Consider the following 15,856-nt stretch of genomic DNA (forward strand, 5'->3'; position numbering starts at 1 on the left):
GGAAGGAAGTTTATCCCATTTCTCATGGCTTATTCTTAAGAATCGGTTTGTGTTCCCCGTAACTGTAACTGTTTTATAAGAATTATCATGGCCGAATTAATCTATAAATACTCCGATTTGTTGGTATGGTTTTTGAGGAGTTCTAAGCACACATGGATATCAAGCAATCATAAAGTAGAAATTTAATATACAAATAAATAGGATAAAATGAATTAATATTTTACAATATCACAAAAAATGATAAAAATAACCAAAAATATAACGTTAAATACTTACAAAAAAATGCTAAAATTATCACAATATTTGGAAAGGAAGTATATGAATTGAAGAAAAATCAGATTATAGCTATGTCCCTGCGAAATCCGAAAGAATAGAGTCATGTCTCATGAAGGAATGGAAGTGTACAGAGGTTGTAATACCAAATTATTATTCGAGTATTTCAAGTTTGTTACATATATTAACATGCTTTTAAGTGATACATAAAATAGCAAGAGTATATAGGAGAATTTTGTATGACTATTGAGAATGAAGTTATATTAAAAAGTGTTATAGATATTTCATCATTACAAAACATTGACCTGGAAAGTGTTAATTGGAGCAAAGTAGTTGATATTCTAGTTGAAAAGAAGCTTATGTTGTTTTTGTATCCAAAGATTAAAAAATATATTGTAGATGAACAGATGGATTCTTATGAGCGGATATACAAAAACCTATATCAGGTTATAGACAGACAAATAGATGAAATAAAGAATATCCAAAAGAAACTTAGTAATTGTGGAATCGAAGCAATGTTTGTAAAGGGGGTATTTCTTTCAAAGGCAGCATTTAATAGTTTGTATGCGAGACAATGTGCTGATATAGATATCTTGGTTAATAGAGAAGATATGGTAAGTGCTTATAACAGTGTTTATGAATTAGGATATAGATTTTGGACTGGAAATGATGAAAATGGTGAGCCATTACTTTCAGAAAAACCAGATTACTTATTTAGTGATGACTATCATGAGTTTGTATGTTTAAAAAAGGGAAAAGGTTACAATGATAACAATAATGTTATTATAGAGATAAAATATGCCACTTCAGCCATTCCATACAAATACATAATGGATTTTCAAGAAAATTTTCAGATAGAAGACGTTGATGATGTCAAAATCAAAACATTTGATATACCCTTTACATTAATACATATATGCGCGCATCTATATGTAAATACTCAATGTGAAGATGGTTATTTAAATGATGGAATGTTTAGAGATCTTGTTGATTTGAAAATGTTTTTATATCGGCACGAAAATATTGATTGGAAGTTTATTTATAAAAAGGCAAAAGAATATGAGATTGTTCATGAATTATATTTTGCATTGTATTCAGTAAATTCAGTTTGGCCGAATACAGTTAGTGAAGAAATAGTAGAATGTTTCAGCCCAAGAAATATTACTTATGCTTATAATGGAAATGAATTTGGTGAGCTCCATAATTGGAAGATAGATATCGTCACAAGGTGTTTTGATGAAAAACTCCGTTTGAAGCAATACAGTGAATTATATAAAACAGATATTTTCAGTGATGTAAACACCCCTGTCATTGTGAGTGACGGCAGCATGCATCCGTTTCTAATGGAAAAGGATGATATACAGATTCGGCTATTTATATCATATGATTATGCTAATAGTTGTATTAAATTGATTACTTTATTTGATCTTGAAATGTTTAAACAAGAGAATTTTTATTTTTTTATCACAGTAGTTGATAACGATGCGTCTCAAGACCTTATAGAGCGTACAATTAGTAACCATAAGAAGTTGTGTCGCACAAATCTTAAAGGAACATGGGAGACTTATGATTACCATAAACAGGGGATTAACTTTATTAATATAAAAACAGAAGAAATATTCAGTTCTCAGTGTGACAAAGTTTATATATTAATAGATACATATAAAGCAATTGGAGAGGGGGGATTTAGAGGAACCGGAGTTAAAGAAAAATACATTATTTGCAATACGACAAAATAAATAATTATTTGGAGGGATAGAGGAGAGAATTGTGAAGCGAAGAAACGGTAAATATTCCGTATGGGAGAATAGCAAGTATGTAATTGATGGGGTTAAGATGTGGCAGCCTCTTGTATTACCATTGACGATAATACATGGATTGATGTATGGACTGAGTGCGTATGTATGGTTATACGCAGTAAAGTGGATTATTGAGATACATGGAAGTCCGATGGGGACAACTGATAAAGTAAAACAGATATTTATACTTATAGGCGTTTTATCAACTATGGAACTTGTTATGCTCGTAATATCCAACTTATCCGATAAAGGCAGTGAGGGAAGGATGCACGATGTTGAATATCGCTTCGCACAATTCTGGGTTACCAAGGTTTGGACAATGCCATTTAGTATGCACGAAGATCCGGAAGTACAGAAGAATATCTTTAAAGCCAGGAGAGCAATTAATAACAATGGTAATGGTTTAGCGGGGTTACAATATTGGACGAATCAGATGCTTCCGCATGTAGTCAAGGTTGTTATAGCATTTATACTTCTTACTATGATGAATCCTTTTATAGTTATACTGATAATAATATTATCCTACATTAGATTCGACCTGATAAATCGAGCTTCCATTTATGAAAAAGAGCAGTGTGAGAACATAGTGGCAAAAGAGCAGTTGGCTAGTCGAAAGTATCAAGAGGAAGTCGCAGACTTTACACATGGAAAAGATATCAGATTGTTTAAAATGCAGATACCGCTCTATCGACTGCTTCGTAAACAGAGTGATATTTTAAATAAACAAAGTATTCTGGCACAGAATAGATATGCAAGGAATTATGTGATAGGTGATATTCTGGAGTTCATTCAGGAAGGAATTGCCTATAGCTTGCTTTTTTATAAGGTGCTATTTAATGATTTATCAGTAGCCGATTTTACTTTATATCTGGGAAGTATACATAATGCAGTGAATGCATTAAACGAGATTTTTTCTAAGATAATTCGTATTAATAGTGAAAGCCGCCATATAACAGACTTTCGAGAATTTATTGAAAGCAGTCTTAAACAAGAAGATATGTATGCAAAGAGTACATTTAAGGAGGATTACCTTACCTGTATCAAGGCATATGAAGAAAGAAAAGATGAGTTTAAATGGGATCAGAAGGCTGAATATGAATTTATATTTGAACACGTATCTTTTAGATATCCTGGAGCCAAAACTTATGCGTTACAGGATGTATCACTCTGTTTGAAAGCCGGCGAAAAACTGGCAATTGTGGGAATTAATGGAGCCGGGAAATCGACTTTTGTGAAACTTTTATGCCGCCTGTATGAACCCACGGAAGGTCATATTTATCTGAATGGTAAAGATATTAGGGAATATGATTTAAATGTTTACAGATCATTGATTGCTCCGGTTTTTCAGGAAGATGAAAGTCTGGCTTTTTCTATTGCACAGAATGTATCAATGAAAAAAAAGGATGAACAAGATCGCGATAAGATTTTGGATGTTTTGGATAAGGCTGATTTAAAGAAAAAAATACAAGAACTTCCGGAGAAAATGGATACGTTCTTGTATAAAAATCTGAGTGATGCTGGTGTTGATTTATCGGGTGGGCAGAAACAAAAATTGATGTTTGCGAGAGCGCTTTATAAAGAGTCACCGGTCATTATTTTGGACGAGCCGACGTCAGCGCTGGATGCGATTGCAGAGAGCAAGTCGTATGAGGATTTTAATCTGATTTGTGAGGGCAGAACTACCGTTTATATCTCCCATAGACTTTCCAGTACGAAATTTTGTGATCAAATTGCTATGTTTGAAAGCGGTCAGTTGATTGAGTATGGTACGCATAATGAGCTTATGCAAAAGAAAGCAAAATATGCAGGGTTGTTTGAGGTACAGGCTCAATATTACACGAAGGAAGGGAAAACACTGTATGCTTAAGACATTAAAATTCTTTTATTCTATTGCATGGCGTGAAAGACGAGACTATATTGTTCTCCTTTTGATCAGTATTATTTTGAATGTCGGCCAACCATTTCTTAACCTGATTATTCCTAAATTTATACTTGAAGAACTGGTTGGCGGTAGAAGGCCCGATGTGTTGATTGAGCTGGCAGCATGCATTACACTTGGTAATATGTTATTTATGGCTCTAATTCATATTGTCAAGACTAATCTTGCAAAGTGTGATGACTGGTTTGATCGGTATCTTAATGACGGAATCAGTCAGAAGTCTATGTCAATGGACTTTGCATTGACGGAAAATCCACAGGCACTAAATCAATATAGAAAGGCCAGTGAAGGTATCGCCTGGTATTCGGGCGGTATGAAAGGATTGAGTGAAAGTGTTCAGATGTTTTTCTCATACATTTTTACAGTAGCAGGTGTAATGTTTATCGTGGCAGTAAAGAGTCCGGTACTTCTTGTTGTAGCTATTTTTGCAGTCGTAGGCGGATCGGTTGCCGTGTGGCAGACTAATAAGTGTTATAAGATTGAATTTGAGGTTTTTCCAAAAGTGAACAGAGCCTTTGCATATGTAACAGGGAGTGTATTGGAGCCCAGGTATTCAAAGTGTATCCGCTTATATCATGCAGCATCAATGATGAGGGATCAGTTCGAGGAAACAACAAAACAATGCGCAAAAATTTTTGGTTATACTGCGGTTAAGATTGGAAGATGGAACTGTATTGGCAGTTTAGTTAACTTCTTAAAGAACCTTTGCATCTATGGATATCTCGGATATATGTTTCTGATTGGAAATATAAATATTGGTGATTTTGCGTTATTGACAGGATCGGCGAATACATTGAAGGATAGCTTACAGGGGGTTCTAAATCAAGTACAGGATCTTCGGAAAAAGTTGAATTTCATGGAAGAATACGTGAAGTTTATAAATATGAGAGAAGACACCAAGCTTGGAAGTCTTCCTGTTGATACGAATAAAATACCTATGATTGAGTTTAGGCATGTATCGTTTCGTTATCCGTCTGTTAAGGAGTATGTATTGAAGGATGTTAATATAGTCATTCCACAAGGGCAGCATTTGTCCGTGGTGGGATTGAATGGTGCTGGAAAAACAACATTTATTAAACTTCTGTGCCGTCTTTATGAGGTTGACGAGGGAGAAATTTTGCTTAATGGCGTAAATATTAAAGATTATGATTATGATGCTTATATGAAAGCACTTGCAGTAGTCTTTCAGGACTTTAAATTGTTTGCGTTATCCATGCGAGAGAATATTAAGTTGGGTGACAGTGAAAAAGAAGAGCAAGATCTAAGAAGTGTTTGTGAATTGAGCGGACTCGCTAACAAAATTGATACTCTCCCTAAAGGTCTTGATACGCAGATATATAAGTTTTTCGATAAAGAGGGAATTGAACCTTCTGGTGGTGAGATGCAGAAAATGGCAATTGCACGCGCTCTTTATAAGGATGCACCGATTGTCGTTTTGGATGAGCCTACCGCAGCCTTAGATCCGATTGCAGAACATGAAGTATATAGTCATTTTGATAAACTGGTGGGTGGAAAAACGGCTATTTATATTTCACATCGTTTATCTTCCTGCAAGTTTTGCGATATGATTGCTGTATTTGCTGATAATACAATTAAGGAATATGGTTCACACGAGGAATTAATTAAAAAGCAGGGTGGATTCTATGCAGAGATGTTTTCGGCACAGGCTAAGTATTATGCATAAAAATCTAAAGCTAATCAAATAGATAATTAAGGTGAGTATGTATGGAAAGAAAAAAAGAAAAAGCAGGTAATATTTCTTATTTAACACTTAAATTGACTAATCGATGCAATTTGAACTGTGCTATGTGTGGACAGGTGTTTTCACCGGAAAGATTTTCGAAAGATGAACTGGAATTGGACATTATTAACCGGATTTTAGAGGAAACACCATTTGTGAAGCAGGTTTATTTGTTTGGCGGCGAGCCACTTCTTTATAAGGAATTATCTGAATTATTAGAGCTGTTGCAGAAAAAAAATATTATGTCACGGATTACAACAAATGGAACGCTATTGGTAAAATACGCTGAAGATATTGTTAAATATGGTGTAACTAATGTAGAGGTTTCACTAGACAGTCATAATAAGGATGTTCTATCAAGCATAAGAGGATTTGATATTTATGATTTGATTATAAAAGGAATTGAACATCTGGTAGATGAGAAAAGAAAATATAATAGTCAATATCCCAAAATAAATATTAATTGTGTAGTGTTACCGCATAATTACAAGGAATTGGTTGAATTTGTAGATCATGTAAGGAGCCATATACAAGGCGTCGACAGTATTTATTTTCAATATCCTATGATAACAACGCAAGAACAGGGAATATCTCAAAATAAAGTAACGCAAAAGCTATTTGGAATGGATAGTATTTCGTGGAAGTGGTTTAATAATCCGGCTCAGCAATTTGCAGATGAAGAAATTCGATATATATATAATGAATTAGAGTTATTAAAGCATGATCCATTAGCAAATTTTAAAAATGTCAGTAATTATGAGGAACTAGAAAGGCTATTATCTCCACGTTATGTTAAGGAAGAGAAAGTTTGTGAGTGCCCGTTTACCGCATTAACGATATTCCCCAACGGTGATGCAACATTTTGTACTGATTTTCCTGATATTGTATTGGGCAATGTGTATAGAGAAAGTTTAAATAATATTTGGAAAGGTAGTAATAGCCAAAGATTTAGAGAATATTTAAATGTTGAAGGTGGCTTTCCGATTTGTGCGCGGTGTTATCATGTTGACGAAAAACTAATGGAAAGTTAAAGGTGGTACTGCAAGTATGAGTAAAAAAGATTATTTAGAAATAGAAAATATGGAGTGGGATAAACAGTATGTAGACGGGATGTGGGATTATCTATGTCAGCCGGATGAAGGAGCGAGGTATTCAATTATCTGTGGCTTTCTTCGAAGGTATGTATCGGGTGGTAAGATACTGGATTTAGGCTGTGGAGCCGGTGGCCTTTGGGATTACCTTATCGATACGGAAAGAGAACAATATACTGGTATAGATTTTTCTGATGAGGCTATAAATCTTGCTTGCAAGAAATCTTTCAAGTCTTTTTTGGTCGCCGATATACGGGATTATATACCTGGTAAAAAGTATGATGCAATTATATTTAATGAAGTTCTTTATTATTTGCCCCAAGCATTGAACACCGTCAAAAGATATTCGAAATATTTGGAACTTGGCGGTATACTTGTTGTTTCCATGTTTTCTTATCCTAATATTTTTGATAATGAATATAAAATTGTAGAAAGAACCCTAAAGGCACTGGAATATGAAGACAGTTTTTTAACTCTGGATAAGTTGGTTTTAATAAATGAAACCAGATGGAAAAGAAAATGGTATTTAGTTGCTTTAAGAAAGAAAAATAGTATACCTATAAAATTTTCAGTTGAACAGGCATTCTTTGATGAGTTTAGAAATTATAAGGTAGGTCCCGGAGAATACTGCAATATTGAAGGAGAAGAATTTTTCTTAAGGTCAAAGTTTGGTTATCATCTCTATTGCATGTTTTTTTCTGTAAATAATGCTAAAAAGACAGTAATCATAAGTCATGGGGATGTTAATTACATCCCTTATCTCAAATATATTAATATATTCTTCCAAAGAGGATTCAACGTATTAGTGTATGATATGAGAGGATTTGGGAAAAGTGGTGGAGATGCTACGACTTTTGGGTATTATGAAAAAGACGACTTGAGCTCTTGTATTGATTGGGTTATGAATAGATGTGGAACTGATGGTGTCGTAGGACTATTTGGGGATTCTATTGGTGCTGCGGTATCCCTGCAAAATATGCGGATAGATGACAGGGTATCTTTCTGCATATCAGATTGCTCGTTTATCGACATGCCGGCATGGCTGAAAGGCAGTATGGGTAAGAAAGAACATATTCTCCCCGTATGGATTAGATATTTTTTCAAAAGTATGCTCTATAAGATTAAGACAGGTATTTCATATAAAGATATTTCACCTTTTATTGCTGCTTCTGAAATTAAAAAGCCCATCCTATTTATTCACGGGAAAAAAGATAGTATTGTGCCTTATGAAATGAGTGTTAGGATGTATGATATTAAAAAAGGTATAAAACAAATAAAATTATTTGACAACGCAAATCATGTTACAAGCTATACCCAAAATAAGGAGGAGTATGATAGAACTATTGGCGAATTTCTGAATGAAATTGGAATTGTCTAAAATCATACAGAAAGATTGTTGTGTTTGGTTACAATTCCTTTGTCCGGGAAAAAAGAATGGCTTTGATTTGTTGGGCATAGTTGAATTTATCATTGCTGCAGAAGATGGCGTTATTGAAACTAAGTAATTAAAATTAATTTTGGATTTAAAGATAGATACCTATCATTACAAGGAGACATAGAATGAAACCTATATTTATATCAGGGCCACATGGATGTGGGAAGACAACATTAATTAATAAACTATTGAAGGACCAAATTAATTTTGTTCTTGATGATTATAAGATTGACTTCGTAAATGATTTAGCGAGTATTTCAATAATGACAGTCTACGAAGAATGTCTACTTAGAATATATCATAGATTTTATACTGCAGAGCAGGCTATCTTGAAATGTAAAAATACAAGCGATAATAAAATATTAGTGGTTGATCGAAGTATCTATGATTCATTGGTATACAACAAAGTAGAATATATATTGGGGAAAATTACAAAGAGCCAATATGATAACCTGACTGAAATTGCTGATAATGGGTTAAAGGTTATTAAACCGTATACTGTAATATTAAATCCAAATCCAGATATAGTAGTAGATTACTTGGAAAAAAGGCAAGTTTCAGGTACACGAAAAGATAGAGACAAATTATGCGCTCGCGAGGATACCCATGAATATATCAATATGATGAATGCTGAATATGTTAAACTATATACAGAAGAGAATGTTCTTGTTATCGATAATAAAGAAATTGATGGAATGAACAAGGTGTATAAATGGATATCGGCTGAAGTGCTTCTATAATAAACATACACAGTTATGACTCTTTTACTTTGAAATAAATACATATCTATCATAAAGGATACATTCGTTCCTTATTTGATACTATTTTTTAAAAATAGAGTGATTTTCAAAAACAATTACAAGTTTTAAACAACAAGGAGGAAATTTTAATGAAACCAATATTTGTAGCAGGGCCACACGGTTCGGGAAAAACAACACTAATTAGCAATCTCATTGAAGACTCAGACAAATTTATCAAGGATGATTTTCAAATTGATTTTTCAAATGAGATGGAAAGTCTTCCAACAATGACTATCTTCGAAAAATGTCTTATTAGATTATACCATAGATTCTATACTGCTCAACTTGCTATTAAAAAATGCAAGAATTCTGAAGATGATAAAATTCTTATAATTGATCGAAGTATTTATGATTCTTTAGTATATATCGAAGTTGAGTATTCACTTGGAGAACTTACGAAAGAACAATATACAAAGTTAAAAGAAATTGTGGATAATGGATTAGAAATGATTAAACCTTACACCATAATTTTAAATCCAGATCCTAATGAAGTTGTTAATCGTTTAAATAAAAGAAGACTTATGGGGACTCGAAAGAAGAGAGACGAGTTATGTGCACGAGAGGATAATGTTGATTATGTAGGTATGATGAATGATCAATTTATTAAAATTTATACGAACGAAAATGTTATTCCTATAAAAAATAATGAATCTGGAGAACTTGAAACAATTTATAAATGGATTGATGAGAAAGTACTTTCTTAAAATACATAGGATTTGAGAAAAAATTATGGACAGATATATTATATTAGATATTGATAGAACAATTATTAACGGTACATCTTGGTATCATGCATGTACATATCCGGATTTGTTAATTCGTGAGGATAAGATTGAGTCATTTAAAGAACTAAACAATAATTTATATAACCGAGGAACTTTTTTTGATAAGGAAAGTTTTAGAAAATTAACTTTTGAGTTAATCAGTAAAAATGTCACAGAAAAATGTATTAATATTTTAGAAGAGCAGGATTGTGCCGGAAATTTATTTCCAAACCAATATATAAATAATGATTTTCTTGAATGTATAGGTCTATATACCATAAAAAAGTTAGTAAGTATGGATGACTATTGTATAAAAATCATATCAATGATACAGAGATATTACACCGGTAATATAAAAATATTATTTTTAACAAGTGGCTACGCTTCTTATATGAAAGGTCTATTGTCTGTTTATATGGATAATTTCAAAGAAACAATCGATTGGTCTGTTATAGGATCTGATTTATCTTTTCATGATGGAAATGTGCAGTTTGAAAAAATTATTACTCAAACAAAAAAATACTATATTGTTAATGAAATGATATCTCAAAATAATGAAATTGTTTTATTGGCAGATGATTCTCAAGAGGATAGAAGACTATTTGATGTTGTTGGAAAAAATGGGGGGTATGCCTTTAATGTTCAATATAATTCAAAAAATCATACATTGAATTGGGATGATTTGTATAAAAAAATAAATACGAAAGATAATATAAAAAAGTATCTGACTCAAAATAGTGAGATAAAACTACAGGAACTTCCAAGTAATATTGCAGCATTTTTTAAAAATCATTGTAATGAAATTGGTATACTTCAACTCAATAAAGATGAATTTTTATCTTTCTGTGATACATTGAATGATGCTAAGTTATGTGAGTATGTAAATAAAATGGTATATGAAAAAGATCAATATACATATTTACGTGGGTATACATATTATTTTTGGTTACCGCCTTATATAAATATGAGCTTAGAAAGTAAATTTGTTAGATGGAAGAAATTGTATACCATTGGATGTGATCTGATTCGTTATATAAATAAAAAGGAATTAAAGTTAAGCCAAAATGTAAATCTATTAACATACATGGCATGCGATCACTTGCTGGCTGCATTATATTTGGCTTTATATTGCATGGAAGAACAGAACCTGAATGGTAAATATATTGATATACTAAATTATCAGAAGATTCAAGAAGCAGTTTGCGTATTTAATCATATTGTATACTTAATTTTAGAAGATAAGAATTATATATCAGAGCTAAATGAGTTAGATGATATTCTAAATGCAATTAATGTTTCTGATTTGTATATAATAGATGAAAGTAAGAAGTATCTGCTTGAATTAGATAATTATATGACAGTCTTTACATCTGCAAAAAGCATCGTTGAGGAACTTGATGATAAGGTTTCTGAAATTGATTCAATAGTATGCTTTGGTTTCGGCGGAATTGCGATAGGATATGCTCTTCAAGCAATTATAAATTTATCAAGAACAGTACCAGCTAATTTGTATACCAGCCACTACAGTTCTAAAAGATTCTTAAATGAAGATAATTTAATAAAACAAATACCTATTATCAATCAAAGAAATACTTGGAAAGATAATAGTAAGATTTTATTAGTTGACAATAATGCAACGACTTTTAAAACACTACAACGTGCAAAAAAATATTTAATAGCACGAAAAAACGAAGTATATTGTGCAGTTGCAGAAGTCGACTATAATAATGTATGTAGTTGGATTCTTGATGAAGAGGGTTGCGAAGAAATGTGTGATGAATGGTATGATACACTTGACTTTTCTCCTATTAATGAATACATAAGTGCATATAATACTTGGGGTACCAGTCAAAAAAGTGTATTTTTAGAACACTTATATCTTAAAAATGTAGCAGTGTGTGAATTGAGCAGCAAGACGAAGAAAAATATTTATAGCAAACATAGGAAAATATGTCGCGTACATAATATTTATGATCTTAAAATTGCGCTTTCTATGGGAGCTACAATGATTGGAATACATGCTGTGATTAATAAAAATAATAATTATTATGATGATGAAATTTTTTGTGGAAATCATGAAAAAAGATATCCTAATTTACCTGTACCTGATTACGAGGTCGACGGTATAAGATATATGATAGCACATTTACCACCAAACATTACCCCGGTTTTAGTCATTGAAAATGAATTAACAATAGAAGAAATAAAAAAAATTGCTGAAATATATGGATTAAGCATAAATAAGAGTGGAATTCAATTCCAGTTTTCGATAAATGAAAATTATTTAAATTCAATTATTAACATGGGATTTGCACATCTAATTATATCAGTGGGTATCATGCAAAATGACATTTTCTTATATTTGGAAAATATTAGCATGCTGCTTAGAGAAGAAAATGATTATCTTTTATTAGATATGTCAAAACATCAGCCACAGTTGATAGCCATGAATGCTCACAAGGCCGAGTATTCTGTTGAATTTGAAGATAAATTCCAGAAACTACAAAAATTAGTGGACTTACTGAAAAAATTAAGTATATCAATATTATTAGCAGATGATTTGAATCCTGATGAATTGATATTATGTCAGTTAGCGTTAATGTCAAATGGTGTTAATTTAGTAGGATTAGATATGCAAAATAATATAGAACTTCATAAATCGGAACAGGGTTACTGCAAAATAAAATCAAAAGATAATATTTATTATTATGCAAAAATAAGAAAGTCTATTGACAAAATAAAGAAATGGCAAATATACGAATCATGTCCTTTAGACTAAATTATCTATAAATTGCTGTTTGGGATATAGGATGAAATACTATTTATATCAAATTAATATTCTATTTAAAATGCTAAAGATTGTTTGGAATCACGATATTAAAAAGAAAGGAAGCTATGGTGGCTTGCTTCTATAAACATCATACAAGGTAAAAATGAAAAAAGATGAAATTATAACATTAAATATGACGTCTAATGTAGTTGACGATGGGAATTTCACCACTGATTACTATAAAGATTTAATTTTATATAAGAAAGATACAAAAACTTATATGATTTTAGAAAGAAAATTTCTATCAAATTATTCATTAAGCTCATATAACAATTTGACATGGAATGTCAAGTTGTTATCGTTTCCAACAACGAAGCAAAACAATTTTATTGTTGATATGAATGGAATTGATAATTTCATAACTTCAAAATCCTTAGTGTTTAATGATTCAGATATTAGAAAAATAATACTTTTACACCTTAATGTTCAGAATAAATGCTTTACCAGATTTGGTGTATCTGGTGCTCAGCCAAGTGTATATCATCCAGGTGGGGAAGTCCTTGAATTTCAGAATATAGATTATTCTAACAATACGGGAAAATCAAAAAGTGTCAGTGGGTATATGAATTTACCTGAAGATGAGTATAGCAAAGCCATTATGTTAAGTGAAGATGGAATTAATTTGCGAGAAGAACGGGCTGTATATTCACATACAGCATGGATTGATCAGCAAGAAACAAACACACCTATAAATATAGAAGTTACACCAGAAAAAGATGGTGCGAGTTTGCTGTCTTTAATTTATGATTTTTGTAGCAGTACTGGATTAGATGCTGCTGGAGTGTGTGTTAAGTTAATCGGTAATAAAAAAATTCACATTAAAGGAAGAGTGCTTAAACATATTCCACAAGAAGCATTTAAGTGCCTTCAAGAGGCTACAGATATTGCAACAGAAAAGGAATTTGAATTGCCTCCAAATTCTGAAATGCAGATTTATGGTACTATATATAAGCGATATGAACCTGAATGGGGTAAATTAACAAATGGAAGACAATACGAAAAAAGAGGTCACTATCATGCGCTAATTTCAGGTGAGAAACTAGATAATATTCATCAAGTTTTTCATGTGAGAGAAATAATAGTTGACACTGATGTATCTATTGCAATTGAATTATATCCAATTAATAAAGCGTTTAGAATATATCCACTTGAAGCAGAAAATGGTACTTATCATATTGCATCGTCACATAGAGAAGCTAAAAGTTTTGCTGATGAATTTGCTGAAGAAACATGCGAAATAAAAGCAAAATTAATATAAGCTCTAACTATATTGCTTATAGTTATTTGAACTCAACAATAATACATAAAAGAAAGGAAAAACATAATTATATTATGTGAAATTAATTATGAGTGAAAAAATATCAAGAAAAATTATAGTTACTGATTTAGATGGAACTTTATTAAAGGATGACAAAAGTATATCTAAATATACTTCTGATGTAATTAAAAAATTATGTAATAATGGGCATAAATTTGTTATTGCAACCGCAAGACCGCTTCGTGCTGCAAAAAAATTTATGGAAAACATTGATATAGATGCCGGAATATATCATAATGGAGCATTGATTTATATGGATGGAGAGAAAACAGATGGTTTTCAAATAGATAATGTTAAAATACTGATAGATAATATTTTATTTGAATATCCACAAGCAGCAATTGCGGTAGAAGCCGACGATGTATTGTATTCTAATTTTGATGCTAATCGCCTTTGGCCAGGTAACGGATTTATATATACCAATTCCAATTTTTCAGAATTGATTGAAAAAAAAGCTGATAAAGTAATAATTGAGGTTTCCTCCTTAGAAGATATGAAAAAATACCAAGAATTACTACCAACAGATTTATATATACAGCTTTCAGAAAATAAAATCGGAATGATTATGAATAAAAAAGCAACTAAAAGTAATGGAATTAATTTTCTCGCTCAAAAGTATAAAATTGATGTAGAAAATATCATTGCATTTGGTGATGATTACAATGATATAGATATGCTCAAATTTTGTGGTATGGGTATTTGTGTAAAAAATGCAGTGGATGATGTAAAAGTTTTTGCTAACCAAATTTGCGACACAAATGAAAATGATGGTGTTGCAAAATGGATTGAGGAGTTTATTTTATGATAGAAAAAGAACTAAAGATTAAAATATCTCAACAACAATATGATTTAGTAAAAGATTTATTTAATTGGGATTCTAAAGTTGTCCAAACTAACTTTTATTATGGTGATTTGAATACAGTTGAAATAAATAGTGAAATGACAATAAGGATCCGTGAAATAAGTAATAAACGGTTACTACAAATAAAAAAACCAATTGCTTACGATAAATCAATACACATAAAAGAAGAGTTTGAAAAAATTGTAGATTCAATTCCCTTAAGTATAAGCAAAGAAGAGCTAAAAGAAATAGCAGGAGTAGATATGCCTGATGTTTCATTACTAGGTAAACTAGAAACATTAAGATTTACTTCAAATTGGGATGATAAAACAGAAGTATGCTTAGATAAAAGCCAGTATTTTGATTGTATTGATTATGAAATTGAAATTGAATATCAGGATGAATTACCAGAGGAAATCCTAACAATACTAAGCAAAAATTGTATAACATTAGCTGACAAAGTATATGGAAAATTTGCTCGTTTTATGAGAGCTTATTTAAAAAAATTACATGAAAATAAGTGATAAAAGGAAGCATTAGATAATGAGAGAACGACAAGTATTGAATATTGGGCTATGTCCCAATAATATGAATGAAATACATCAACTTTTAGACAATATATTTAATGGTTATATTAAGCAAAGCAGTAATGAGCAAGACAATATTTTCAATATACTGTTTAAAAAGAATGATCATTTTGTTTGTATTATAGGTGAAATGCATGAAGATATTGTTACATTGTTGTTTTATGGAAATATCGATTTGCACGAGATAGAAAAAAAAATAAAGTCTCTAAACATAGACTATTTTCGAACTGTATTTTCTAAACAAACATTATCATAATTTTTAATCAGTGCTGTTATTTTTACAATTTGACACTTATCTTATAAATACAAAATATAATTATGTTATACATTAAGAGTTGTGTGAAATACCTCTGACTGCTTGTGTAGGTTTGGATTGTAAAGGATTATTGTTTTCGTAGCTTAATAAGGTTAGGATGTATCAATGTGGTCCGAAATGAT

Annotated in this window: 12 protein-coding genes; all 12 read left to right on the forward strand. The window is 31.3% G+C overall.

Features of this window, described 5'->3' with window-relative positions:
• Window positions 1-512: 512 nt before the first annotated feature.
• Entirely contained in the window at window positions 513-2,012 is a 1,500-nt protein-coding gene (locus tag BUF11_RS00490) for a nucleotidyltransferase family protein (protein WP_073586858.1), read from the forward strand.
• 31 nt (window positions 2,013-2,043) lie between these two features.
• Entirely contained in the window at window positions 2,044-3,939 is a 1,896-nt protein-coding gene (locus BUF11_RS00495) for an ABC transporter ATP-binding protein (protein WP_073586859.1), read from the forward strand.
• Complete coding sequence (locus tag BUF11_RS00500; protein ID WP_175561960.1) at window positions 3,932-5,695, forward strand: ABC transporter ATP-binding protein; 1,764 nt, start codon at window positions 3,932-3,934, stop codon at window positions 5,693-5,695. Before BUF11_RS00495 ends, BUF11_RS00500 begins: the two co-directional genes overlap by 8 nt.
• A 41-nt stretch (window positions 5,696-5,736) precedes the next feature.
• Window positions 5,737-6,783: a radical SAM protein gene (locus BUF11_RS00505; protein WP_073586861.1), complete on the forward strand. Its 1,047-nt coding sequence runs from the start codon at window positions 5,737-5,739 to the stop codon at window positions 6,781-6,783.
• 16 nt (window positions 6,784-6,799) lie between these two features.
• Window positions 6,800-8,221, forward strand: coding sequence for an alpha/beta fold hydrolase (locus BUF11_RS23725; protein WP_084558383.1), 1,422 nt, complete (start codon window positions 6,800-6,802; stop codon window positions 8,219-8,221).
• Between the two features lie 182 nt (window positions 8,222-8,403).
• Entirely contained in the window at window positions 8,404-9,018 is a 615-nt protein-coding gene (locus tag BUF11_RS00520) for an AAA family ATPase (protein ID WP_073586862.1), read from the forward strand.
• A 149-nt stretch (window positions 9,019-9,167) separates the two neighbouring features.
• Window positions 9,168-9,782 carry a deoxynucleoside kinase gene (locus BUF11_RS00525; RefSeq protein WP_073586863.1) on the forward strand — a complete coding sequence of 205 codons (615 nt, stop codon included), beginning with the start codon at window positions 9,168-9,170 and terminating at the stop codon, window positions 9,780-9,782.
• Window positions 9,783-9,807: 25 nt separating this feature from the next.
• Window positions 9,808-12,621: a beta/alpha barrel domain-containing protein gene (locus tag BUF11_RS00530; RefSeq protein ID WP_073586864.1), complete on the forward strand. Its 2,814-nt coding sequence runs from the start codon at window positions 9,808-9,810 to the stop codon at window positions 12,619-12,621.
• Between the two features lie 154 nt (window positions 12,622-12,775).
• Window positions 12,776-13,930: a hypothetical protein gene (locus tag BUF11_RS00535; RefSeq protein WP_073586865.1), complete on the forward strand. Its 1,155-nt coding sequence runs from the start codon at window positions 12,776-12,778 to the stop codon at window positions 13,928-13,930.
• A gap of 88 nt (window positions 13,931-14,018) precedes the next feature.
• Window positions 14,019-14,795: a Cof-type HAD-IIB family hydrolase gene (locus tag BUF11_RS00540; protein ID WP_073586866.1), complete on the forward strand. Its 777-nt coding sequence runs from the start codon at window positions 14,019-14,021 to the stop codon at window positions 14,793-14,795.
• Window positions 14,792-15,355, forward strand: coding sequence for a CYTH domain-containing protein (locus tag BUF11_RS00545; protein ID WP_073586867.1), 564 nt, complete (start codon window positions 14,792-14,794; stop codon window positions 15,353-15,355). Before BUF11_RS00540 ends, BUF11_RS00545 begins: the two co-directional genes overlap by 4 nt.
• 19 nt (window positions 15,356-15,374) lie before the next feature.
• Entirely contained in the window at window positions 15,375-15,674 is a 300-nt protein-coding gene (locus BUF11_RS00550) for a hypothetical protein (protein WP_073586868.1), read from the forward strand.
• Window positions 15,675-15,856 lie beyond the last annotated feature (182 nt).

This window comes from Anaerocolumna xylanovorans DSM 12503, from assembly GCF_900143645.1.
Taxonomy (GTDB): domain Bacteria; phylum Bacillota; class Clostridia; order Lachnospirales; family Lachnospiraceae; genus Anaerocolumna; species Anaerocolumna xylanovorans.